General features: G+C 65.4%; 25 protein-coding genes and 2 tRNA genes. 7 read left to right on the top strand and 20 right to left on the bottom strand.

Annotated features, from left to right (window positions below; genetic code table 11):
* From P0652_RS02635 to P0652_RS02670, 8 genes are all read right to left on the bottom strand, one after another.
* Entirely contained in the window at window positions 1-438 is a 438-nt protein-coding gene (locus P0652_RS02635; RefSeq protein WP_284177197.1) for a GNAT family N-acetyltransferase, read from the bottom strand.
* A gap of 107 nt (window positions 439-545) precedes the next feature.
* Window positions 546-622 (bottom strand) — tRNA-Trp (locus tag P0652_RS02640).
* 87 nt (window positions 623-709) lie between these two features.
* On the bottom strand, window positions 710-1693 hold the full coding sequence (locus P0652_RS02645; RefSeq protein WP_284177198.1) for an alpha/beta hydrolase family protein: 984 nt from the start codon (window positions 1691-1693) through the stop codon (window positions 710-712).
* A gap of 363 nt (window positions 1694-2056) precedes the next feature.
* On the bottom strand, window positions 2057-3247 hold the full coding sequence (tuf, locus tag P0652_RS02650) for an elongation factor Tu (RefSeq protein ID WP_284177199.1): 1191 nt from the start codon (window positions 3245-3247) through the stop codon (window positions 2057-2059).
* Window positions 3248-3371: 124 nt separating this feature from the next.
* Entirely contained in the window at window positions 3372-3626 is a 255-nt protein-coding gene (locus P0652_RS02655) for a hypothetical protein (RefSeq protein WP_284177200.1), read from the bottom strand.
* A gap of 197 nt (window positions 3627-3823) precedes the next feature.
* The gene (locus P0652_RS02660) at window positions 3824-4996 is read right to left on the bottom strand and encodes an NAD(P)/FAD-dependent oxidoreductase (protein ID WP_284177201.1); all 1173 of its coding nucleotides are present in this window, start codon (window positions 4994-4996) and stop codon (window positions 3824-3826) included.
* An 87-nt stretch (window positions 4997-5083) separates the two neighbouring features.
* Entirely contained in the window at window positions 5084-5914 is an 831-nt protein-coding gene (locus P0652_RS02665) for a hypothetical protein (RefSeq protein WP_284177202.1), read from the bottom strand.
* Between the two features lie 15 nt (window positions 5915-5929).
* The gene (locus tag P0652_RS02670) at window positions 5930-6376 is read right to left on the bottom strand and encodes an abscisic acid-deficient protein Aba4 family protein (protein WP_284177203.1); all 447 of its coding nucleotides are present in this window, start codon (window positions 6374-6376) and stop codon (window positions 5930-5932) included.
* A gap of 85 nt (window positions 6377-6461) precedes the next feature.
* On the opposite strand from P0652_RS02670, the gene P0652_RS02675 reads away from it, so the two are divergent.
* The gene (locus P0652_RS02675; protein WP_284177204.1) at window positions 6462-7073 is read left to right on the top strand and encodes a TetR/AcrR family transcriptional regulator; all 612 of its coding nucleotides are present in this window, start codon (window positions 6462-6464) and stop codon (window positions 7071-7073) included.
* 89 nt (window positions 7074-7162) lie between these two features.
* A complete protein-coding gene (locus tag P0652_RS02680; protein ID WP_284177205.1) occupies window positions 7163-8317 on the top strand; it encodes an alpha-D-ribose 1-methylphosphonate 5-triphosphate diphosphatase in 1155 nt (384 codons plus the stop codon).
* An 18-nt stretch (window positions 8318-8335) separates the two neighbouring features.
* On the opposite strand, the gene P0652_RS02685 is transcribed toward P0652_RS02680, so the two are convergent.
* Window positions 8336-9034, bottom strand: coding sequence for a GntR family transcriptional regulator (locus tag P0652_RS02685; RefSeq protein ID WP_284177206.1), 699 nt, complete (start codon window positions 9032-9034; stop codon window positions 8336-8338).
* 146 nt (window positions 9035-9180) lie between these two features.
* On the opposite strand from P0652_RS02685, the gene P0652_RS02690 reads away from it, so the two are divergent.
* Window positions 9181-10254, top strand: coding sequence for a tartrate dehydrogenase (locus tag P0652_RS02690; RefSeq protein WP_284177207.1), 1074 nt, complete (start codon window positions 9181-9183; stop codon window positions 10252-10254).
* Between the two features lie 55 nt (window positions 10255-10309).
* On the opposite strand, the gene P0652_RS02695 is transcribed toward P0652_RS02690, so the two are convergent.
* The 4 genes from P0652_RS02695 to P0652_RS02710 form a co-directional block, all read right to left on the bottom strand.
* On the bottom strand, window positions 10310-11305 hold the full coding sequence (locus P0652_RS02695) for a catalase (RefSeq protein WP_284177208.1): 996 nt from the start codon (window positions 11303-11305) through the stop codon (window positions 10310-10312).
* Window positions 11306-11416: 111 nt separating this feature from the next.
* Complete coding sequence (locus tag P0652_RS02700) at window positions 11417-12040, bottom strand: ferric reductase-like transmembrane domain-containing protein (RefSeq protein WP_284177209.1); 624 nt, start codon at window positions 12038-12040, stop codon at window positions 11417-11419.
* Window positions 12041-12046: 6 nt separating this feature from the next.
* Window positions 12047-12541 (bottom strand): twin-arginine translocation pathway signal, encoded by a 495-nt coding sequence (locus tag P0652_RS02705; RefSeq protein ID WP_502947443.1) that lies wholly within the window; start codon window positions 12539-12541, stop codon window positions 12047-12049.
* Window positions 12542-12669: 128 nt separating this feature from the next.
* Window positions 12670-13569, bottom strand: coding sequence for a LysR family transcriptional regulator (locus tag P0652_RS02710; RefSeq protein ID WP_284177210.1), 900 nt, complete (start codon window positions 13567-13569; stop codon window positions 12670-12672).
* A 186-nt stretch (window positions 13570-13755) separates the two neighbouring features.
* Between P0652_RS02710 and P0652_RS02715 the strand changes: the two genes are divergently transcribed.
* The 3 genes from P0652_RS02715 to P0652_RS02725 all read left to right on the top strand — a co-directional run bounded on the left by P0652_RS02715 (window position 13756) and on the right by P0652_RS02725 (window position 16817).
* Complete coding sequence (locus P0652_RS02715) at window positions 13756-14751, top strand: Bug family tripartite tricarboxylate transporter substrate binding protein (RefSeq protein ID WP_284177211.1); 996 nt, start codon at window positions 13756-13758, stop codon at window positions 14749-14751.
* A gap of 61 nt (window positions 14752-14812) precedes the next feature.
* Complete coding sequence (locus P0652_RS02720; RefSeq protein ID WP_284177212.1) at window positions 14813-15325, top strand: tripartite tricarboxylate transporter TctB family protein; 513 nt, start codon at window positions 14813-14815, stop codon at window positions 15323-15325.
* 1 nt (window position 15326) lies between these two features.
* Window positions 15327-16817, top strand: coding sequence for a tripartite tricarboxylate transporter permease (locus P0652_RS02725; protein WP_284177213.1), 1491 nt, complete (start codon window positions 15327-15329; stop codon window positions 16815-16817).
* 52 nt (window positions 16818-16869) lie between these two features.
* Here P0652_RS02725 and P0652_RS02730 read toward each other — a convergent pair.
* From P0652_RS02730 to P0652_RS02740, 3 genes are all read right to left on the bottom strand, one after another.
* Window positions 16870-16943 (bottom strand) — tRNA-Gly (locus P0652_RS02730).
* A gap of 194 nt (window positions 16944-17137) precedes the next feature.
* Complete coding sequence (purU, locus tag P0652_RS02735; protein ID WP_284177214.1) at window positions 17138-17998, bottom strand: formyltetrahydrofolate deformylase; 861 nt, start codon at window positions 17996-17998, stop codon at window positions 17138-17140.
* Window positions 17999-18001: 3 nt separating this feature from the next.
* The gene (locus tag P0652_RS02740) at window positions 18002-18778 is read right to left on the bottom strand and encodes a crotonase/enoyl-CoA hydratase family protein (protein ID WP_284177215.1); all 777 of its coding nucleotides are present in this window, start codon (window positions 18776-18778) and stop codon (window positions 18002-18004) included.
* 129 nt (window positions 18779-18907) lie between these two features.
* Between P0652_RS02740 and acuI the strand changes: the two genes are divergently transcribed.
* Window positions 18908-19900, top strand: coding sequence for an acrylyl-CoA reductase (NADPH) (gene acuI, locus P0652_RS02745; RefSeq protein WP_284177216.1), 993 nt, complete (start codon window positions 18908-18910; stop codon window positions 19898-19900).
* Between the two features lie 6 nt (window positions 19901-19906).
* On the opposite strand, the gene P0652_RS02750 is transcribed toward acuI, so the two are convergent.
* The 4 genes from P0652_RS02750 to P0652_RS02765 all read right to left on the bottom strand — a co-directional run bounded on the left by P0652_RS02750 (window position 19907) and on the right by P0652_RS02765 (window position 23143).
* The gene (locus tag P0652_RS02750; RefSeq protein WP_284177217.1) at window positions 19907-20275 is read right to left on the bottom strand and encodes a hypothetical protein; all 369 of its coding nucleotides are present in this window, start codon (window positions 20273-20275) and stop codon (window positions 19907-19909) included.
* A gap of 131 nt (window positions 20276-20406) precedes the next feature.
* Complete coding sequence (locus P0652_RS02755; protein ID WP_284177218.1) at window positions 20407-20748, bottom strand: hypothetical protein; 342 nt, start codon at window positions 20746-20748, stop codon at window positions 20407-20409.
* Window positions 20749-20756: 8 nt separating this feature from the next.
* Complete coding sequence (locus P0652_RS02760) at window positions 20757-21059, bottom strand: YggT family protein (RefSeq protein ID WP_284177219.1); 303 nt, start codon at window positions 21057-21059, stop codon at window positions 20757-20759.
* Between the two features lie 113 nt (window positions 21060-21172).
* Window positions 21173-23143 (bottom strand): sodium:solute symporter family protein, encoded by a 1971-nt coding sequence (locus P0652_RS02765; protein WP_284177220.1) that lies wholly within the window; start codon window positions 23141-23143, stop codon window positions 21173-21175.
* Between the last annotated feature and the right edge of the window lie 2 nt (window positions 23144-23145).

Here is a 23145-nt window from a genome sequence, read left to right on the forward strand (position 1 = left end):
TCAGCCCCTGAGCGCCTTGGAAAAATAGCTGCCGGTGCGGCGATAACCGTTCTTCAGGTAGAGGTTGTCAACCCGGGCGCCTTCCTCGGTATCGAGCTGCAGCAGGCCGCACCCATCCTCCAGCGCCCTTGCCTCGGCGAATTCGAGCAGCTTCACGCCATAGCCTTTGCCACGATGCTTCAGGTCCACCACCACATGCTCGATATAGGTGACGAAGCCGTCATGGATGTTGTGGTTGGGCACCATGCCGATCAGCCCGACAAGATCCTCCCCCGCCTCGGCGATGAACATGCGGTAGCCCGTCGCCCGCGCCACGAAGACGCGCTGGGCATAGGTCTGCATGTCGAGATCGGGAATGAGCTGCCGGATGACCGGATAAGCCCGGTGATAATCGGTATCCGACCGCGCCTCGCGGATGGTGATGGTTTCGGTGGTCATGTTCAGCGCTGTCTCTGATGGATCACAAGCCTGGTGGATCGCAAGTCTGGCGCCGCTCGCGGCGATCGGAACGCCCGGTTGGGGTCGACGCCGCTTCGGAAAAGGAATGGCAGGGGAGGAGGGATTCGAACCCACGACCTACGGTTTTGGAGACCGCCACTCTAACCAGCTGAGCTACTCCCCTATCGGGCGAACCCGAGAGATAGCGCGGATAGCATGGGCCTTCGGGCTGTGCAATCCCTCCCCACCGAGGAATTGCACAGCCTCCGGCTCATTCAAGCTGGCTGCGCAGGAACGACGTCACCTGCTCGCACAGGGCGGCATGGATGGCGGCGCGGTCGATTCCGGGCGCGTCGGTGCAGAGCTCGCCGAGCCGCGCCATCGCGGCGGGCGGGCACGGATCGATGAAAACGTGATGCCCGCCCGCGACACGCCGCCTCTGCGGCACCGGAATGATGGCCCGCATGAGCGTGTCGCCATTGCTGGCAGACGGCACAATGGCATCGCCCGTCGCCTCGTGCAGCTGCACCGGCATGCGCAGGATGGCAAGGCCTTCCGGCCCGAACGGCATGGCCAGCGGCGCGATCAGCACCAGCGCCTTGAGGCGCGGCTCGCGCGGCGGCTGCCACTGCCCGGCCTGTGAGCCGGGATAGCGCGCATCGGTGACGTGAGAACAGAGCACGGCATTGCCCGGAGACTGGCGGCAATAGGCCGGCCAGCGTGCAAAATCCGGCGTCGCGCCGGCAAGCACCAGCGCGGTATAGCCGCCGGCGGAATAGCCGATGGCCCCCATCCGCGCAGGGTCGGCACGGTCCGCCACGCGCGGATCCTTCAGCACCGCCTGAAGGGCCTGCAGCGCCTGGCCCGGCCGGTCGGTCGGAGCGAGGCCGGCATCACGCCGCTCGGTCCGGCCGGCGGCATCGCCGATATGAAGCGGCGCGACAACGATGAAGCCCGCACGCGCGAGATGGCTGGCCAGATCGCGATGGGCAAAGGGCGAGCCGCCCGATCCATGCGAGAGCAGGACGACCGGGAAACGGCCCTCGGCGGGCGCGGCATCCCGGCGTGCGACGACCGTATAGGGGCCAGCCTCGAACGGGCTTTCCGCTTCGCGCGTCGGATACCAGACAAAAGCGTCGAACGGCATTTCTGCCGCGACAGGCACGCGGAGAATACCGGCGGAAAAGGGTGTGGCTGCAAAAGGAGCGTGGCTGGAAAAGGCAAGGCACAGGAAAACAAGCAATCGGGCAAGCATTGGAAATCCATCAAATCGGGCGCCACTTGGGCGATGAAAACCGGACAAAACAACGAAAGACGGCAATAAGCCCCACCAATAATGCCGATCTGGCGTGACTTCAACCCTTGATAGGACGAATGGTAACCGATCCGCGTATCGGGCCCGGTAAAGGCAAGTGGATCCAGCCGGGTATCGGCATCGGCCTGCACCCGGCCCGCAATCTCTGTAAGCGTGCCAAAGATCGAATTCGCGATGGCACCAGCGGAGCAAACAGGCGGCGAACGGCTCCCGAACGAAAAACGGGCGACCCCAGAGGATCGCCCGTCAAATTCGCGCCGGAGCATCAGGCCGGGATGCCAAAGCGCCCCGGCTTGCCCTCGATCAATCCTGGATATTGGCGACGACGCCGGCGCCGACGGTGCGGCCGCCTTCACGGATGGCGAAGCGGAGCTTCTCTTCCATCGCGATCGGCGTGATCAGCTCGACATCGAACGAGATGTTGTCGCCCGGCATCACCATTTCCGTGCCTTCCGGCAGCGTCACGATGCCCGTCACGTCCGTCGTGCGGAAGTAGAACTGCGGACGATAGTTGGCGAAGAACGGCGTGTGGCGACCGCCCTCTTCCTTCGTCAGGATATAGGCTTCGGCCTTGAACTTCTTGTGCGGCTTCACCGTGCCCGGCTTGCACAGGACCTGCCCGCGCTCGACGTCTTCACGCTTCGTGCCGCGCAGCAGCGCGCCGATATTGTCGCCCGCCTGGCCCTGGTCGAGCAGCTTGCGGAACATTTCCACGCCCGTCACGACCGTCTTCTGCGTGTCGCGGATGCCGACAATCTCGACTTCCTCGCCCACCTTCACGATGCCGCGCTCGACACGGCCGGTCACGACCGTGCCGCGGCCCGAGATCGAGAACACGTCTTCGATCGGCATCAGGAACGGCAGGTCGATCGGACGCTCCGGCTGCGGGATATACGCATCGACCGATTCCATCAGCTTCAGGATCGCGTCGCGGCCGACCTTCGGATCGCCGTTATCCAGCGCAACCTTCGCCGAACCCATGGTGATCGGAATGTCATCGCCCGGGAAGTCGTACTTCGACAGAAGCTCGCGAACTTCCATCTCGACCAGCTCGAGAAGCTCGGCATCGTCGACGAGATCGACCTTGTTCATGAACACGACCAGCGCCGGAACGCCGACCTGGCGCGCCAGCAGGATGTGCTCGCGCGTCTGCGGCATCGGGCCGTCGGCCGCCGAAACCACCAGGATCGCACCGTCCATCTGCGCCGCACCCGTGATCATGTTCTTCACGTAGTCCGCGTGGCCCGGGCAATCGACATGCGCGTAATGGCGGTTCTTCGTCTCGTACTCGACATGGGCCGTCGAGATCGTGATCCCGCGCGCCTTCTCTTCCGGCGCCTTGTCGATCTGGTCATACGCCGTGAACGTCGCGCCGCCCGTCTCGGCAAGAACCTTCGTGATCGCCGCCGTCAGCGACGTCTTGCCATGGTCAACGTGACCAATCGTCCCGATGTTGCAGTGCGGCTTCGTACGAGAAAACTTTTCCTTGGCCATGAGGCGTCCCTGATATGAATGGCAGCGTTGGACCCTTCGCGCGGGCAGCCCCTCGCGAACTGCCGCGCCGTTTATGCGGGTTTGGCGGCAATTTCAAGGGCGAAATTCCGCCGGGCCGCCCCGTTCACCCCATCGCGGCAATCAGGTCACGGGCGAACTTGGCGGCGATCACCAGCGCGGAAATGGCAGTGGCGATGGCCGCGCGGCGGTTCATGGCCTGCGTGCGGTTGATCGCCGTGATGATGCGGTTGAGATCGAGCGCGTTGAGTTCCTCGTGTTTCGAAACCCGCCGCACGGAATTGTTGCTGGCACGATACCAGAGCCATGCGGCGATCAGCGCACTCGCCAGGGCAAGGAGATCAAGCAGGACGTTGAGCATGGGGGCTGGAAAACGTGAGGGTGCGAGCGGGCACCGGATCCAGGGTTGATACCAGGCGGAAGACTTCGGCAAACCTGTTCGTACCGACAGGATGGCATTCCTGTCCAGCCCCTGTTGCCAAGTCTCGCTTCGTCACATCGTCCGTCCGGAAGAACCGGGGCAGCCAGCCAGGCGGCCCGCTTTGCCCGCCCGGCGGGTCATGCTGCCCGCGCAGCGAACTCGGCCAGCGCCCGCCGTCCGAGGAGATGCGATTTCGGATCATTGAGCGAATCCACCGCGATCAGCCGCCCGTCGCGGAAATAACGGATCGCGAACCGCCCGGAGGCGGGATCGCCTTCCGTTTCCGTCCGGTCAAACCCCTGGCTGAGCCCTGCAATCTGCAGCTTGGCGTCATACTGGTCAGACCAGAACCACGGCACCGGATCATAGGCAGGCTCGCCGCCGAGCATGGCCGAGGCCGCCACTTTTGCCTGGTCGATGGCATTCTGCACGCATTCGAGCCGGATGCGGCGGCCATAGAGCCGGCTGTCGAAGGCGGTGACATCGCCGGCAGCGAAAATGTCGGGCACGCTGGTACGTGCCGCACCATCGACCACGATCCCGTTTTCCACCGCGAGGCCGGCTGCCGCCGCCAGCTCGACATTCGGTATGGCGCCGACTGCCACCAGCACGAGATCGGCCGGAACCACGCGGCCATCGGCCAGCACGACACCCGTGGCGCGCTCCGTCCCGCTTATCGCCGCGACACCGGTTCCGGCGAGCAGGGTGACGCCCTGCTCGCGGTGAAGCCTGTCGAGATAGGCAGCTGTACCATCCGCCACGACGCGGGCGAGGATGCGCGGCGCAGCCTCGATCACCGTCACATCGAGGCCAAGTGCGCGCGCCTTGGCCGCCACTTCGAGGCCGATATAGCCACCGCCGATAATCGCCAGCCGCAGGCCGGGCGCGAAGGCAGCGCGCAGGGTATCGACATCGGCAATGCCGCGCAGATGGTGGATCCCCGCAAGATCAGCCCCCGGCAGCGTGATCTGGCGCGCGCGGGTTCCCGTCGCGATCAGCAGCTTCCCGTAAGCATGCACCGTTCCCGCCTCGTCCTCGACAAGCCGCGCAGCCGGGTCGATCCGGACGATGCGCCGGCCGAGATGAAGGCGGACGCCGCGCTCCTCGTAGAAGGCGCGCGGCCGCAATTCGAGCCGCTCGGGCGTGATCTCGCCGGTGAGATAGGCCTTTGAGAGCGGCGGCCGCTGATAGGGCAGGAAGGGCTCGTCGCCGAACAGCGCGATCTCGCCCGTATGGCCATCGGCGCGCAGCGAGGCCACGGCTTGCGCTGCGGCCTGCCCGGCCCCCAGAATGATGATCGGTTCGGCCATTGTCCCTCGTCGCATCGGCTTGCTGACGCGCATGCTCGCCCGCCTAACGTGGCAACAGGCAAGCCCGGCGGCAACCCTCGACCGGGCTCACAGCGCGATCAGCGGCCACCCGGCCAGCGCCTGCGCGAAGACCGCCAGCGTGAGCACCGCATAGACCAGCGCGGCAAGCCGGGTAAAGCCCCTCGCATGGAGGGGAGAGGTGCGATCTCGCCAGAGGCCGATCAGCGGCAGCACCTGCATCGCATGGAGCGAGAGGAAATGGGCAGGCCGGAGATCCCCCGTCACGCCGGACCAGCCGAAAAACGGCAACACAGGCGCGCCGGCCGGGTGGATGCCCGTGAAAGGCCCGGTCCCCGTCGCCAGCCGGCCGGCAATGATCAAGGTGAGGATGCTGCTCGCCAGGAAGCCGAGCCAGATCCCTTCCCGCGTTCCCGGGCCAAGCCTGGCGCCCTCGTCGCGGCGGGCAATCCAGCCGATGATTCCGATGCCGAAGACCAGCGCCAGCGCGCCACCGCCCATCACGCTGCGGTACATGAAGGCGTGGAACGGCGTCGAGAGGTTGAAATGCGAGGCTTCGCCCCGCGCCGCCTGCCAGATCAGATAGGCCATCTCCGCAAGGAAGGCCGCAGCCATGACGAGGCCGGTCAGCCGGTAGGCCCAGCCCTGCCGGGCTTGCGCAGTCAGGCGCGTCTCGAGGAGCGCCAGCGTGCCGAACAGGGTGGCAAAGCTGATCGCGAATTTCAGCGGCTTGAGGAAGACAGCCACGCCGGCGATCCGCCTTGTCTCGAACGGTATCCAGAGCAGGCAGAGCAGTGCGAGCGCCAGCGAAAGCGCCGTGAGGGCCTGATACAGCTGCACCCTTCCCGGTGCAGCCGGTGCGAGCGAGGCGGTCGGGGTGGATAGCGACAGCGTGATCATGGGAATTCCTCGAGGTCAGGCGGCGGCTTTACCGGAGGCGAGGCGGGCCGGAGCCCGCAGGAAAAGCTCGGTCAGCAGCGCGAGCAGGAAGCCGATCGGACCGAACAGGAAGACGAGGAAGAGCAGCGGTGCCTGCAGCCACCGGGCCAGACCGATGGCGTCGAGCCGCCGGGCAAGCATGGCACCGATCACAAGGTCGAAGGCGAGGTAGTGCACCCAGCCGGCCAGCAGGGCCCAGTCCGAGGAGAGGAGCTGCCGGACCGCCGCGAGCGAGCCATAGCCGCCGCCGGTCGGGGCAAAATGGGCGAGCGCCAATCCGCCATAGAGCGCGGAAAGCAGCGCCGGTATGCACCAGGCCGGCAGGGCCTGCCAGAAGGCGCCCTGCCTCGGCCCGAGGATCAGCACCACCCACCCGGTCAGGGCGAGGGTGCCGGCATGGCCGAAAAGCAGATCCGGGGACATCAATCTCTCCGTCGGAAATTTCCAATGGAAACATCTGATAGCGGATCCCCTTGCCAATGCCAAGCCGAAAATTTACACTGGAAACATGAGTGCATCACCCTCCCCTGCCGGACCTCGCCCCTATCACCACGGCAACCTCAAGACTGCTCTCGTCGAAGCGGGGCTGGCCCTTCTGGAGGAGCGCGGCCTTGGCGACCTCTCCCTGCGCGAGATCGCCGCGCGGGTCGGTGTCAGCCACACCGCGCCGAAGAATCATTTCGGCAGCCTGAAAGGCCTGCTGACCGCCATCGCCGCGGAAGGGTTCCGCCGCCATGCCGCCGCGCTCGAGGCCGGATTGAAGCCGGCGGACGGGCCGGTCGAACGGCTCCACGCCGCCGCAGAAGGATATGTCCGCTTCGCGCGGGCGCATCCGGCCCTGTTCCGGCTGATGTTCTCCGCCGATCTCTGCGATTTCGGAGATCCGGATCTGACCGCCGCCGCCTCGGAGAGCTACGGCGTGCTTGCCCGGCTGGCCGGGCGGCTTGAACCCGGCACGGCCGAGCCCGGCGAACGGCAGACCCGGATGGAAACGCTGCTCTGGAGCATCGTCCACGGCTATGCGACTCTGGCCAATGAGGGCCAATTGGCCGCCGGGCCTGACGGCGCCCCGGTCCATGGCATCGCCGATCTTTTCCGGCACTGGCCACGCTTCGCGTAGCGGCTTTCATCGAACCGCATGAATATGCGCCGGCTGTTACCGTCCTGTCATGAAGCGGCCCTAGGCGGAGCGCTCCAGGAGGTGCGGCCGTGACATTCCTTATCCAGGGCGGAAAAGTCCTGCTCGAAGGCGGGTTCGAACAGGCCGATCTGATGGTCTCGCGCGAGGGCCTCTCGCTCGAACGGGAGGGAATGGGCGCGCGCCTGCGGTTCGATGCAGCGGGCCTGCTGGTCCTGCCCGGGATGGTCGATATTCACGGCGATGCCTTCGAGCGGCAGATCATGCCCCGCCCCGGGGTCGGCTTTCCCGTTCCGATGGCCCTGCTCGATACCGATCGCCAGCTCGTTGCCAACGGCATTACCACCGCCTGCCATGGCGTGACCTGCTCGTGGGAGCCCGGCCTGCGGGGGCAGGAGGGTGCGAACGCGGTGATCGAGGCGGTGGAGCAACTCCGCCCCGAATTGATGGCGGATACGCATATCCATCTCCGGCACGAGACCTTCAATCTCGATGGCGAGGCCTTGCTGGCCGGCTGGATCGCGAGCGGCCGTCTGCACGTGCTGGCCTTCAACGACCATATGGAAGGCATCGTCAAGACGACGACCGGCAAGAAGTCGAAACTGGGCCGGATGGTCGAGCGCTCGGGTCTCGACGAGGCCGCATTCATCGCCTTGGTCGATGCGCTCTGGGCCCGGCGCGACGAGGTTGCGGATTCCGTGCAGCGGATCGCCGGCATGGCGCGCAGTGCCGGCATCATCATGCTCTCGCACGATGATCGCAATCCGGCCGATCGGCAGGCCTACCGCGCCCTCGGCTGCGCCATCGCCGAATTCCCGATGACGGAGGAGACCGCCGGGGAGGCTGTCCGCGCCGGCGAAGCCACCGTCTTCGGTGCACCGAATGTGGTGCGGGGCGGCAGCCATACCGGCTGTCCTGCGGCTGCGGAGATGGTGGCGAAGGGCCTCGCGACCATCCTCGCCTCGGATTACTACTACCCCGCCATGGCGCAGGCGATCTGGCGGCTTGACCGGGAAGGCACGCTGCCACTGGCCGAGGGCTGGGCGCTTGTCTCCCGCAACCCGGCCCGTCACCTCGGCTTCACCGATCGCGGCAGCCTCGCCGAAGGGCTGCGGGCCGATCTTGTGCTGGCCGAGCCATCCGCCCAACACCTGCGCATTGTCGCGACCTTTGCCGGCGGCCGGCTCGCCCATTGCACCGACGCGCAGCGCATCCGCGCGAACTGAGGCGGGCGTGGAACCTGATCAGAAATGCCGGAGCCCGAACCGGGCCAGCAGCGGCACGATCTCGTCGCGCACCCGGGCGCGATGGGCACGCGCGGCGACGAGGGCGATCTCCGGATCACCCGCACAGATCGCGGCGATGATGGCGCGATGCTCCGGCACGGAACGCTCGATATTCGGCCGAAGCTGAACCATGAACACCTGCGCCCGCGCTGCCTGGCTGTTGACGGTCTTCATGATGCCGGCGAAACGGGAATTGCCGCAGGCCTCGACCAGCAGCGTGTGGAAGGCCATGTCGGCAAGGCTCCGTGCCTCGAAATCAGCCGCAGCCTCCATCCGGGCGGTCTCCGCATCCAGCCTTTCGGCGATGCCAAGACGCTCCGGTTCGGGCAGCCGGGCAATCCGGGCGGCGGCATCTCCCTCGATGGCGATGATCACCTCGTAGATCTCGCGGATATCCTCCGGCGACAGGGCGCAGACGAGAATGCCCTTTTTGGGCAGGATGCGGACAAGCCCCTCCTCCTGCAGGCGGAGACTGGCCTCGTGGATCGGCGTGCGGCTCGTGCCGAAACGCAGCGCCAGCTCCTGCGCGGAAAGCTGGATGCCCGGCGGGAATTCCGCCCGGACGATTGCGTCCTTGAACGCTGCATAGGCCTGCTCGACCAGCGAAGGCCGGGCCTCCGCGTCGGGCATCGTCTGGCGTCGTGCTGCCCTGGCCATGCAGAATCCTCCTCCGGACATGCATATCATCTTCCATGGAACCTGCAATGGAATATTGACAAGCCCGGCCTCAAGGCGCAGACAGGCGGCCTCGCATCACCCCGGCGCGGCTTGCAGGGGTGGCACATCCGGCAAGGGAGAATGTCATGGCCCGTTCAAACACCTATCGCCTTGCCGTCATTCCCGGAGATGGCATCGGCAAGGAGGTCGTGCCTGAGGGGATCCGCGTGCTTGAGGCCGTGGCGCGGAAGCGCAAGTTCTCGCTCGATCTGGACCGGTTCGATTTCTCGAGCTGGGACTATTACGAGAAGCACGGCAAGATGCTGCCGGATGACTGGAAGAACCAGATCGGCAACCATGATGCGATCTATTTCGGCGCGGTCGGCATGCCGGACAAGATCCCCGACCATATCTCGCTCTGGGGCTCACTGCTGCTGTTCCGCCGCGAATTCGACCAGTATGTGAACCTGCGCCCGGTCAAGCTGATGCCCGGCGTCCCCTCCCCCCTCGCCAATCGCAAGCCGGGCGATATCGACTTCTTCGTGGTGCGCGAGAATACCGAGGGCGAGTATTCAAGCGTCGGCGGCCGCATGTATCCCGGCACGGAGCGCGAGATCGTGCTTCAGCAGACCGTGATGAGCCGCACCGGCGTCGATCGTATCCTGAAATACGCCTTCGAACTGGCCATGAAGCGCCCGCGCCGGAAGGTGACCTCGGCCACCAAGTCGAACGGCATCTTCATCGCCATGCCCTATTGGGACGAGCGCGTCGCCGAAATGAAGAAGCACTATCCGGATGTGACTCTCGATCAGTATCACATTGACATTCTCACCGCGCATTTCGTGCTGAATCCGGACCGGTTCGACGTGGTTGTGGCCTCGAACCTGTTCGGCGATATCCTCTCCGATCTCGGCCCGGCCTGCACCGGCACAATCGGCATCGCGCCATCGGGAAACATCAATCCGGAGCGGAAATTCCCGTCACTGTTCGAGCCGGTCCATGGCTCGGCACCGGACATTGCCGGCAAGGGCATCGCCAACCCGATCGGGCAGATCTGGTCAGCCGCGATGATGCTCGACCATCTCGGCGAACCGGAAGCGGCAGCGGATATCGTCCGCGCGATCGAGGAGGTTCTCGGCAAGGCCGAATACCGCACACGTGATCTCGGCGGGAAGGCCAACACGGTTGAGTGCGGCCAGGCCATCGCCGACGCCATCTGAGCATCGGGATGGCCGGGCAAGGCGCTGGCGGCATCGCGCCGCCAGCGCGCCGCGCTCAGAAGCGCTGCGTGATCGAAATCGCGTAGGCGGGCTGGCGCTGCGTGAACAGCGGATCATCGGTCGGGCCGGCAAGCCCATCCGCGAGGTTGGTCGGATCGAAGAACTGCCCGTCGCAGGTCTCGTTCTTTTCGAGCCCGGCAATCGTCAGCGTAGCGACACGCACGCTCGGGCGCTTGTCCTCGTCGGGCCATTGCTGCGTCGCCGGCAGTTTCGCATCCTCGGCAGTGCCGAGAACAGCCAGGACATCGAAGCCGGCCGGCTGCTTTGCGGCAATCCGACCCGTCAGTTCGGCGGCCAGAAAGTCTGCCGGCTTCGCCTTGGCCTCGTCATCCGTCAGGCCAGCCTCGCCGCCCTGCGGCGCGAACCGGAACTTGACGACCTGCTTTGCCCCCTGCGCATTGGTGAACGTGTAGGGGTGGATCGCCCAGTAGCTGACACCCACCCAGGAGGCGGGAACCGGCCGTCCGGCCAGGAACTTGCCCTGGTTGGTCGTTTCCGGATTTGCATCGGTGAACGCCTTGATCCTCGCCGCATCCGGCTTGCCATCCGCCCCCGGCAGGCGCGCCTGCAGGAAGGCCAGCATCTGTTCCGGTGATTTCACGAAATTCACTGGCGCGTTGACCATCACGAATTCGCTCTGGCCGGGGCCGTTCGGATCAATCCGGAGCGAAAGCCCGCGATTGACCGTCTTGGTCGCGTCCGCAACCTTGGGATTGCCGCCGCCCACCGAGAACCGCACGATCGCCGCGGATTCCTTGGCGAAGGCGGCGGATTTGGTCAGGGCGCGCGCCTCCGGCGTCGGCGTGAACCGGGCCGTGAAGCATTGTCCCTTGGCGCCGCTCGGCCGGGCTTTCTGCTTTCCGGAGAGGGTACGCATGGACTCGACGATCGATTCGGTCGTCGACGGGCTCTGGGCCATGGCCGGCAGCGCAGGCATCGCAAGGCCGAGCAGGGCAAGGGCCGGCAACCGGGCGGTGTGGAGGAAAGGCATCTTGGGCTCCCCAATCTTGTTGTGGCCCGGTTTTGGTACCATCGTGACGGATCAAGGCGCGGACACGGTTCCGGCATCGTGCCGTTATCCGGCAAGCCCGCCGGCCGGCGCTCAGGCGCGGCCGGGCCGGATGCGGCGGCGGAGCAAGGCCCAGGCCCGCAGGTCCAGCATGGCTTTCAGCGTGGCGAGCAGGGCGAACACGCACAAGGCCGCTTTGGACCACGGCTCCATCGTGCCTTCGATCAGCAATGCATGGACGACGCTGCCGACAACGATGACCAGCGCAAGCGCCGTATGGCCGAGGCGCCAGAAGACGGGGCCCAGGCGGAGCCGCTCGCGCAGGGCGGCCAGGAGCGCCGTGGCGAAGATCGCCCACATTGCCACAACGCCCCAGGGCGAGAAGGGTGTCGGCGAGTCGAAGAGCAGCGCGTCGATCACATCCGGCGCGCTGGTGAGAAACAACCCACCGACATGGGCCAGGATAAGCCCCACCAGAATGAGGCCCAGCCAGCGATGCACCTTGCGGCCCGGCCGCGCGGGAAGCCCCGGCAGGAGCCCCGCCGCGAGGAGTGGCTGGATGAGCAGCAGCGCCATGGCCGCGATGCCGGCAAATCCGGCGGCCGTGTAGACCGCCGGCCGCCACGCGATGAACGGGCTTGTCGTGGCAAGGGCCACCGGCACGGCGATCACCAGCGCCAGGGCGGCCCAGATCAGGCCGGCACGCAACGACAGCACGCGGCGTCAGGCCGGCTCGAGCACGAAATGGGCGCTGAGACTCTTGTCCCGGGCGCTGGCCATGAGCGGGCGGAGGAAGACGGTCTTGAAACCGGCCCCCTCATAGGCGAGATGCCCATGCGGCTGGCCGAAGATCGGGATGATCTGCGGCATTTCGAGGCGGAACGTGCCATCGGCGGCGGTCAGCGTGGCGCCATGGCTGTGCTTGTCATCCTCGCGGCCCTCGGTCGTATGCGCCCAGATCTGGATGCGGACGCCCGGCAGCGGCGCGCCATCCCCGGCACGGCGCACGGTGCCCGTCATCCAGAACCCGCCGCCGCCGATGCGGCTCACGATGGGCGCGCCGGGCATGTAGTTGTTCGAACCGCCCCGCATCGAGGGCGTCGGCGCAAGGCCCTGCGCGCGGGAGGGCAGGATCAGCGCGGGGGCGGCGGCGATGAAAGTGGCGCCGGTCAGCCCGGCTTTCAGGATGGCGCGGCGGCTCGACGGATTCGGGGTCACGGCGGTCTCTCCTTGTCGGATCAGGGCAGGTCAATCATTCCGCTTCGGTCTGCCGTGTAAATAGGGCAAGCCTGCGGCAGGCAAGGACGGCATCGGCGTGGTGCGGCATCGCGGACGCGGCAACCGCGTCAACGTTCGGCGATCACCTGGTTCATCACATGCCGGAGGGCACGGACGAAACTCTCCGCATAGGTCGAGAGCGCAATATCGCGACGCTTGGCGATGTAGGTCTGGAATTCCGTCGGCTCGTCGATCCGCAGGATGTGGAGGCCGGGCATCTCGCCCTGCGCCACCGTGAACTGGTCGATCATCGCGATGCCGAGGCCGGCCTGCACCAGCGAGCAGACGGTGGTGCCGAACCGCGCCCGGATGGCGATGTCGTAATCGAGGCCGTGCCGTGCGAAGATCCTGGCCATGATCCCCCCATAGGGATCGTTCGGATCGATCCCGATCAGCGGGTGCTTCACCATCTCCGCCGCACTGATCACCTCGCGCTTCGCGAGCGCATGCCCCGCCGGCACGATGCAGAAGAGCTGCCCTTTCGCCAGCGGGATGAACTCGATGGCGTTGTTGTCCAGCTTGTAGCTCATGGCAACCAGTTCGCCCTTGCCGAGCAGGATGTAGTCGATCGCCTCCTCCAGCTTGAGGACGTTGATGTCAATGCGCAGGCTCGGAAAGGACCGGCGGAGAACCCCGATCGCCCGGGGCACCATGACATTGCAGATGCTCGGCACCGAACCGATCTTCAGCTCGAACGGATCGCCGTTCCGCATCCGGCCGATCATGGATTGCAGGTCATCGACCCGCTTGTACACGCTGTTGACCTGTTCGAAGATATCCTTGGCTTCGGGCGTCGGCACGAAGCGGCCCTGGCTCCGGTCGAACAGGCGAAGCCCGACGCTGCGTTCGGTATATTTCATCAGGCGGCTGATCCCGGGCGCGGAAACGCCCAGCAGGCGCGCCGCCCCGCTGACACTGCCGGCGACCATGACGGCCCGCAGGACCTCGATCTGTCGGAGCGTCAGCATCGCAATTCCGTTCGCTTTAAGCGGCCAGGCACGCAAGATCGTAACATCATGTTCAAGTCCGATGCAATCTTGGTACTTGACGTTACATCCCCTTATCCCATTAGCTGGCAGGGCGTGAGGCGCGGCGGCTGCAGGTCGGCCGTGCCGGAACAAGCGTGCAAGAAACTGAGTCCCTTGGGAGGGAACATGATGAAGAGAACAGCTATCGCGGCGCTCCTCGGGCTGGGGATCGCCGGCAGCGCCATGGCGCAATCCTATCCGTCAAAGGAAATCCAGGGCGTCATCCAGTGGGGTGCCGGCGGCTCGACCGATGTCGTGATGCGCGCGGTGACACCGCATGCCGAAGCCGCCCTCGGCGGCAAGGTGGTGATGCAGAACGTGACCGGCGGCGTCGGCGCGATCGCGCTCAACCGTGTCGCCGACGGGGCCGCCGATGGCTACACCCTGCTGATGGGCGCCGAGAATCCGCTGCTCTACAAGGTGATGGGCCTTGGCCAGAAGGATTATTCGGATTTCACGCCGATCAACATCATCGCGCGCGGCATCCCGATCATTGTCGCGAAGCCGGATGCGCCCTTCAACACGTTCCCGGAGATGATCGCCTATATCAAGGCGAACCCGCGCGCCGTGAAGTTCGGCTCGACCGGCCCCGGCGGCCTGCCCTCCGTGATCACTGCGATGATCAACGCCAAGCAGCCGATCCAGGTGACGGCGGTTCCCTATGATGGCGACGGCCCGGCCCTGACGGCCCTGATGGGCGGCGCCATCGACGTGATGCCCGCCGTGCTCGGCGCCGCGATCGAGAATATCCGCGCCGGCCGCATGAAGCCCATCGCGATCATGGATGTGACGCCCAATGCCGCCCTGCCGAACGTCAAGGCGATTGTCGAGACCAATCCCGAATTCCGGCAATACCTGCCCTGGGGCCCGTTCTTCGGCGTCTTCGTCAAGAAGGGCACGCCAGCTGACATCGTCACCAAGCTCCAGGCGGCTTACAATACCGGCGCGAAGAACGCCGATTTCCGGAAGCTGATGGATAATCGCGGCTTCCTGATGATGAACATCGCCGGCAAGGAGGCCGATGATTTCCTCGCGAAATGGCAATCGACCACGACCTGGCTCCTCCAGGATGCGGGTGTGACCAAGGCCTCGCCGGCCCAGTTCAACATTCCGAAGCCCTGACGCCTGATGCGGCCGGCCCTGGCGCCGGCCGCAACCTTTCCCATCCCCTGGAGGATCCGCCATGCGTGAAGGGCAGACCAGACGCCCCGGCGAAGCCCTGTTCGTCGGCTTCCTGGCGCTTGCCAGCCTCGGCCTTCTGGTCAAGGCCTATGGCATTGCCGGCCTCGAGGCGCTGAGTTCTCCGGGCGCGCTTCCGATGGCGGCGGCAGCCGTCATGCTGCTGTCGGCGATCCTCATCCTCCGCCAGACCATGCGGGCACCGGCCATCAGGACCGAAACCATCCGCGAACATATCCTGCCGCCGGCCGTCGTGGTCGCCATGGTTGCCATCACCGCCTATGCATTCCTGCTCGAACCGCTGGGCTTCCTGATCACCTCGTTCCTCTTCCTCGCGGTGCTGATCCGCGTCCTGAGCGGGCGCAGCCTGTTCTTCTGCATCGGCTCCGCCGCCGCCTGCGTGCTGCTGATCTATGTGGTCTTCCGCATCGTTTTCAGCGTGCTGATGCCGGAGGGCATTGTCCCGGAGCGCGAGATCCTCGCCCGGCTCGGCCGGCTCTTCAGCGGAGCCCGGTAATATGCAGGCCGTTTCCGCCTTCCTTATCCCCTTCCTCGATATCCAGCTGCTCGGGCTTGTCGCGGCGGGCACGTTCGCCGGCATCTATATCGGCGCGATTCCCGGCCTCTCCGTCACGATGGCGGTGTCGATCCTGATCTCGTTCACCTTCGCCTGGCCGGTCTACCCGGCCCTCGCGCTGATGATCGGCATCTTCATGGGCGGGGTCTATGGCGGCTCGCGCACGGCGATCCTGCTGAACATTCCCGGTGCGCCGGCAGCCATCGCCACGGGGCTCGACGGCTATCCCATGGCCAAGAAGGGCGAAGCGGGCGAGGCGATCGGCATTACCACGGTGATGTCGTTCTTCGGCGGCTGCATCGGCATCATCGTGCTGGCCGTCGCCGCGCCGATGGTCTCCGAATTCGCGCTGAAATTCCAGCCGCGCGACTACATGCTCCTCGCCATCCTCGGCATCCTGCTGGTCGGCTCGCTCTCGAGCGAGAGCCTGATCAAGGGCATCTTCGCCGGCGCCTTCGGCATTCTCATCGGCACGGTGGGGCTTGACCCGCTGACCATCGCCGACCGGTTGACCTTCGGGTTCAGCGAATTGCGCGGCGGCATCTCCTTCGTCGCGGTCATGATCGGGATGTTCGGCATCTCCGAGGCACTGGTGCAGCTGCACGACGTCAACAAGGCGGCGGTGCGCCAGCAGATCAGCCGCATCGTGCCGTCCTGGAGCACGATCACGAAATACCTTCCGCTGTCGCTGCGCTGCTCCGGCATCGGCGTCATCATCGGCGCCCTGCCCGGCACCGGCGGCGATATCGCGGCGCTGATGGCCTATGACCATGCCAAACGCACGACCAGGAACCCGGAAGTTCCGTTCGGCGAGGGCGCGCGCGAAGGGCTCGTCGCTCCGGAAACCGCCAACAACGCGGCGGTCGGCGGCGCCTTCATTCCCATGATGACTTTGGGTATTCCGGGCGATGCCGTCACCGCCATCATGATCGGCGCCTTGTTCATCCACGGGCTCAACCCGGGACCGATGCTGATGATCGACAAGCCGGACATGTTCTGGTTCATCGTCGGCGCGCTGACCCTTGCCAATGTCTTCATGCTGGTCTTCGGCCTGACCGGCATCCGCTTCTTCGTGAAGGTGGTGGAGACGCCCCGGAGCGTGCTTATCCCGGTCATCATCCTGCTCTCGATTGTCGGCGCCTATGCGGTGAAATCCTCGCTGGTCGATGTCTACTGGATGCTTGGCTTTGGCGTGCTCGGCTATTTCATGAAGCTCTACGGCTTCCAGCTCGGGCCGGTCATCCTCGGGGTGATCCTCTCCCGCCTGCTCGACGATAACTGGCGACGCGCCATCATCTCCGATCAGGAGAGCCTGCCGAAGCTGCTCAAGGGCATCGTCACAAGCCCGCTCTCGCTCGTGCTGTTCTCCGCCGTCCTGTTCATCCTGCTCGCGCCGCTCTGGCGCATGGTGAAAGCGCGGCGGGCGGGCTGAGGGGCTTCAGCGAAAAGCTGGGCCGGGTCGATCACGCGACCCGAAAACAGGCTGGAGCGGGTGAAGGGAATCGAACCCTCGTATTCAGCTTGGAAGGCTGCTGCTCTACCATTGAGCTACACCCGCATCGAATGGCTAGGTAACTGCGCCGCGCGAGGATGGCAAGGGCAGCGTTGGATCCGGAATCAGATCGGCAATTCCTTCATCCGGAAATCTGTGTGATCAATCAGGAGCTTGGCAGCACTTCCGGAATCACGCTGGCAAGGGCTTGAATCAATCCACAAAGGGATTGAATCACTTTCGCAGGCAACATCCGAGCGTCAACCGAACACGACCGTCCGGCTGCCATTGAGGAAAACGCGATCCTCGAGATGGGCCAGCACCGCCTTGGCCAGCACGCGGCGTTCGATGTCGCGCCCCTTCCGGACGAGGTCATCCGGCGTGTCGGCATGGCTGATCCGTTCTACGTCCTGGTCGATGATTGGCCCCTCGTCGAGATCGCCGGTCACGTAATGCGCCGTGGCGCCGATCAGTTTCACCCCGCGCGCATGCGCCTGGTGGTAGGGCCGCGCGCCCTTGAAGCCGGGCAGGAAGGAATGATGGATATTGATGCAACGCCCGGCCAGCTCGCGGGCAAGCTCGTCCGACAGCACCTGCATGTAGCGCGCGAGCACCACCAGCTCAGCGCCGGTCGAGCGGATCAGGCTGCGGAGCGAGGCCTCCTGCGCGGCCTTGCTGTCGCGCGTCACCGGCATGTAGCGGAAATCGAGGCCCTGCAGGTCGACATCGCCGAACTTCTCCCGCGGATGGTTCGAGGCCACCGCCACGATCTCCATCGGCAATTCGCCGATCTTCTTCCGGTAGATCAGGTCGGCGAGGCAATGGTCGAACCCGGAGACCATGATCAGCACCTTGCGGCGCTGGCCCTGCGGCCGCATCGACCATTGCATGCCGAAACGGGCGGACAGGGCCTGGAACTCGGACCGCAGCCTCTGCGCAGCATCCGGCTCACCGCCCGGCGAGAAGACCACACGCATGAAGAATGTATCTGTCTCGAGATCGTCAAACTGGCGGGCATCGAGGATGTTGCAGCCGCCCTCGAACAGGAAGGTCGAGACGGCGGCCACAATGCCGGGGCGGTCCGGGCAGGACAGGCGGAGGACGAGCGGCTGGCTCTGCATGGGTCAGTCCTTCGGCTCCAGACGCGGGGCAGCCTTCGCGAAGAAGGCCTCCAGGCTGGGCCGGAGATTGGGGTTGGTCATGATCATGCCGGCCATCAGCGCCTCGGCATAGAGGCCATCGGTGGTCGACATGTCGTTCACGCGCCAGATCCCGGTGATGATGCCGAAATTCGTCAGGTCATAATGTTCCGCCGCTGCCTCGGCGATGGCGAGGGCGCGGGTTTCGGCCGTGCCGGTCTCGACAATCTCATGCGCCAGCCCGACCTCGAAACCGCGCTGCACATCATAGGTGCGGGCGGCAATCATCATGTCGATCAGCCGTGCCGGCGTCATGATCCGGGCCACGCGCACGGTGGCGCCGCCGCCGGTATAGACGCCGCGCTGCCCCTCCGGCAGGGCGAAGAAGGTCGAGCGGTCCGCCACGCGCACATGCGTCGCGGCCGCGAGTTCGAGCCCGCCGCCGACCACGGCGCCCTTGAGGGCGGAAATCACCGGGATGCTGCCGAACTGCATCCTGTCGAAGGCGCGGTGCCATTCCTGGCACATGCGCATGAACTCGACCGGCGAGCGGTTGAGTTCGTAATGCTCGCGCAGGTCGAGCCCGGCGCAGAAATGCGGCCCCTCGGCCTGCAGCACCACGGCGCGGATCGCCTTGTCAGGCCGGTCGAAGAACCGGTCGATCTCGGCAATCGTCGCCTCGTCCAGCGCATTGCGCCGGTCCGGCCGCCGGAGGGTGAGGATCGCGACCTTGCCGCGTTGTTCGATATCGATATTGGCCATGCCCGATCCCACCAAGAAACCCGTCCGACGGAGGTCCGGGATGACAACCCGGTCCCGCTATCCTAAACCTCGGGGCCGGATTGCGGTTCGGTGCCGCGCCAGCCCACCAGCGGGATACGGGAGAGCACAATGTCGTTCAAGGCCCTGATCGTCGACAAGATAGGGGATGGCAGCATCCGGCAGATGATCACCCTGCTGGAGGAATCCAGCTTGCCGGCTGACGGCAATGTCATTGTCGATGTCGAATATTCCAACGTGAACTACAAGGACGGCCTTTGCCTGACCGGTGGAGGCGGCCTCGTCCGTACCTATCCGCATGTGCCGGGCATCGACTTCGCCGGCACGGTGGCCGATTCCGCAGATCCGCGCTTCCGCCCCGGTGACAGGGTGGTCCTGACGGGCTGGCGCGTCGGCGAGGTCTGGTGGGGTGGCTATGCCGAGAAGGCGCGGGTCAAGGCAGATTGGCTCGTCCCTCTCCCCGAGGGGCTGACGAGCCGGCAGGCCATGGCGATCGGCACGGCCGGCTTTACCGCCATGCTCGCGGTGATGGCACTGGAACAGCATGGCCTGACGCCCGCCTCCGGCGACGTGCTGGTGACCGGTGCGGCAGGCGGCGTCGGATCGGTTGCAGTCGCCATCCTCGCGAAGCTTGGCTACAGCGTCGCGGCCGTTACGGGCCGACCGGAGACCGAGTCCTATCTGCGTGATCTCGGCGCAAGCCGCATCGTGCCCCGTGCCGAACTCGCCGAGGCGCCAACGCGCCCGCTCGACAAGGAACTCTGGGCCGGCGCGATCGACAATGTCGGTGGCCCGATGCTGGCCCGGGTGCTCACACAGATGAAATACGGCGCGTCGGTCGCAGCGGTGGGCCTTGCGGGCGGCAATTCCCTGCCGGCCACGGTCATTCCCTTCCTGCTGCGCGGGGTGAGCCTGCTCGGCATCGACAGCGTGATGAAACCTTATCCGGCCCGTCTGGCCGCCTGGAAGCGGCTGGTCACCGATCTGCCGATGGACAAGCTGGAAGCGATGGCGACCGAGGCCGAACTGCATGACCTGCCAGAGCTTGCTCCAAAGATCCTCGCCGGGCAGGTGCGCGGCCGCGTGGTGGTGAAGATCGGCTGAGCCGCCTCAGCGGAAGGCGATGATCAGGATTTGGAGGGCCAGCATCAGCCCGGCCACGATCGCCGAGCGATAGGCATAGACCAGGAACGCCTCCCGCCGGGCCCGCGCGATGATGCCGGCGGCCAGAGCCTCCGGCGGGCGCTGGTTGTCGGGGATCAGGATCCAGACTTCGGTTGACCGGAAGGAGACCTGATGCACCCGAGCGGCCTTGAGCAACAGGATGAAGCTCATCAGCAGCATGGAGAGCCCGCCCCAGTGAAGAGCGAGGGGCAGGTCATTGGCAAGCCCCGTCATGGCCGTGATGATGCCGAGAACCCCGAAGCCGCATCCGCGGATGACGGAGAGGTGGGCCGTTCGCTGGATGAGATCATGCATCGGACCAACCTGACCGATTCCGGGTGCTGATGGGCCTCTATGGTTCCGCTACATCGGTCGGCGAGCAAGCACTCCGTTCGCCCCCTGCATTCACGTTTTTGTGTAGCCGGAAAGCCGAGGCTCGCTGCCATTCACTGCGGCAGCAAGGTCGGCAGCGCGAGGAGCAGAACACCGCCAAGCCAGATCAGCAGCGAGGTGAGATTGGTCTGCTGTTGCCCGGAGAAGCGCTCGTAGAGCGCGGCCGGTACACCGGCCACGATGACGGCAAAAAGCGAAACGAAGAGTGAAGTGAAATAGAAGGTCAGCAGCGGCGACGACACGATGAAGGTCGGCGTGAAGGGCCGCAGCAGAATATAGGCGGGATCGAAATAGGGCGAGAAATGCATGCCGCAGAGCAGCGAGAAGCCGGCAATGCCCACAAGCAGGGCATCCTGCTGCATGATCCCCTGGCGATCCTGTTGGTTCGGTTCCATCGGACCCCTCAGATGACGTTGGTGGGCGCGAGGCCGAAAGCCCGCGTCACGAGGAAGAGCAGCATCCGCAGCGCCAGCAGCCAGATGATGGCGAGTACGATCACGAGACCATTGCCCACAACCTGCGGCGTGATCACCCGGATGATCCGGAGGACAGGGTCGGTAATCTGGGCAAAGACGCGGTTGATCACCGCGTCGGGGCGGCTCGCGAACAGGAAGGACAGGACAATCCGCCCGAGGAGCGTGTAGGTCAGCACGGCCAGCATGTAATTCGGCAGCGTGAAGGTCCAGAAACTGAAATCGTGATCCATCGGGACTCTCGTGACGCGGGGTACAGCCTTGTGCTGCGGGTAATCGACCGGGGGTGCCCGGTCAAGCGAAAGGGGCGGGAAACCCGCCCCTTCCCATGTTCCGGCGGAGCGCGTTACGCCGCCTTTTCTTCCATCATCGTGTTGCCGCGCGGCTTGCGGACTTCGTCGAGGAAGTCCTGCATTTCCTTCGACGGCGCCGGCGTCATCATCGAGACGACATAGGTCACCACGAACCCGACCGGAAGCCCGAACACGGCCGCCGAGATGTTGTTCATGTTGAGCCAGCCGACCTTCGATGCCAGCGGATGCGAGGCGAGCACCCAACCATCCAGGGCACCCGGCGCGGCGAGCGCCTTGGCCATGTCCGGAATGAGCGGCGCGCCGGCCGCATTCGTCAGCGACGTCATGCCGAGAGAGGTGACACCGAAGCCCGGGAAGTAGCGGGTCACGATGAGGTAAAGCATCGTGATGCCGAACCCGGCGAGCATGCCGGCAATCGCCCCGGCCGAGTTGACGCGCTTGGACCAGACGCCGAGCACGAGCGCCGGGAACAGGCCCGCCGCCGCGAGGGAGAAGGCCCAGGCGACCATCGACAGGATGTCTGCCGGGCGTGTCGAGGCTGTCCAGGCGGCCAGGAGCGCGACAATCACCAGGAAGAAGCGCGACACGACGAGACGACGGGCTGTCGGCGCGTTCTTGTCGATCATCTTGTAGTAGATGTCGTGGCTGAGCGCGTTGGAGAGCGCGAGCAGCAGACCGTCGGCGGTCGAGAGCGCGGCAGCCAGGCCGCCAGCGGCCACGAGGCCGGCGACGACATAGGGCAGACCCGCGATTTCAGGCGTCGACAGCACCACCACGTCGGTGTTGATGCCGAAATCCTGCCAGCGGAGGATACCGGCATGGCCGGAAATGGCCCCGCACGCCGCCTTCACTGCATCGGCCGAGGAAGCCGCCTTGCCGCAGACCGTGACAAGGTTGAGCTTGCCCCAGCTGTAGACCCAGGCCGGCAGGTCCGCGATATTCTTGCCGATCAGGGTCGAATAGACCTCGAGCTTCGAGAAGGCCGCATAGGCCGGCGCCGTGAAGTACAGCAGGAAGATGAAGAGCAGCGACCAGGCAACCGAGATGCGGGCTTCACGCACCGACGGGGTGGTGAAATAGCGCATCAGGACGTGCGGCAGCGACGCCGTGCCGACCATCAGGCAGAAGATCAGCGCGAAATAGTTGCCGGGCGTGTAGGAGGTGAAGGGCGCCGTGTGGATCTTCATCGTGGCCGGGGCAAGCCCGCTCTGGATGAAGCCCTGTTCGAGCTTGGCAATTTCCTGCAGCGCGGAGCCATAGGTCAGCTGCGGCAGCGGAATGCCGAACTTCTTGGCCGAGAGCAGGACCACCGGGAGCAGATAGGCGATGATCAGCACGATGTACTGCGCCACCTGGGTCCAGGTCACCGCCCGCATCCCGCCGAGCATCGAACAGACGAGAATGCCGGCGAGGCCGACGAACACGGCAAGTTCGAAGCTCATGCCCAGGAAGCGCGAGGCAATGATGCCGGTCGCGAAGATCTGGGCCACCACGTAGGTGAACGAGCAGGCCAGCAGCACGATCACGCCGATCAGGCGCGCCGTGTTGCCGCCGTAGCGGGCCGAGAGGAAGTCCGGAACGGTATAGGCGCCGAACTTGCGCAGGAACGGCGCAACGAGCACCGCCACCAGCACGTAGCCACCCGTCCAGCCCAGCACGAAGGCGAGGCCGTCATAGCCGAGCAGGTAGAGCGAACCGGCCATGCCGACGAAGGACGCGCCGGACATCCAGTCCGCGCCGGTCGCCATGCCGTTGTAGAAGGCCGGAACCTTGCGGCCGGCGACGTAATATTCCGACACCTGCATGGTGCGGGACATGATACCGATCATCGCGTAGATCGCGATGGTGAAGCCCACGAAAAGATAGCCGAGAATCTGGTTCGGCACGCCCATCTTTTCGAGAATGGCGATGAAGATCACAAACGCGATGAAGCCGCCGGTATAGATGGCGTAGACGCGTCCGAGATTCGAGGTGAAATCGCTGGATTGACCCTGTGCAGCCATGA

The organism is Rhabdaerophilum sp. SD176, from assembly GCF_030143245.1.
Lineage (GTDB): Bacteria > Pseudomonadota > Alphaproteobacteria > Rhizobiales > Beijerinckiaceae > Rhabdaerophilum.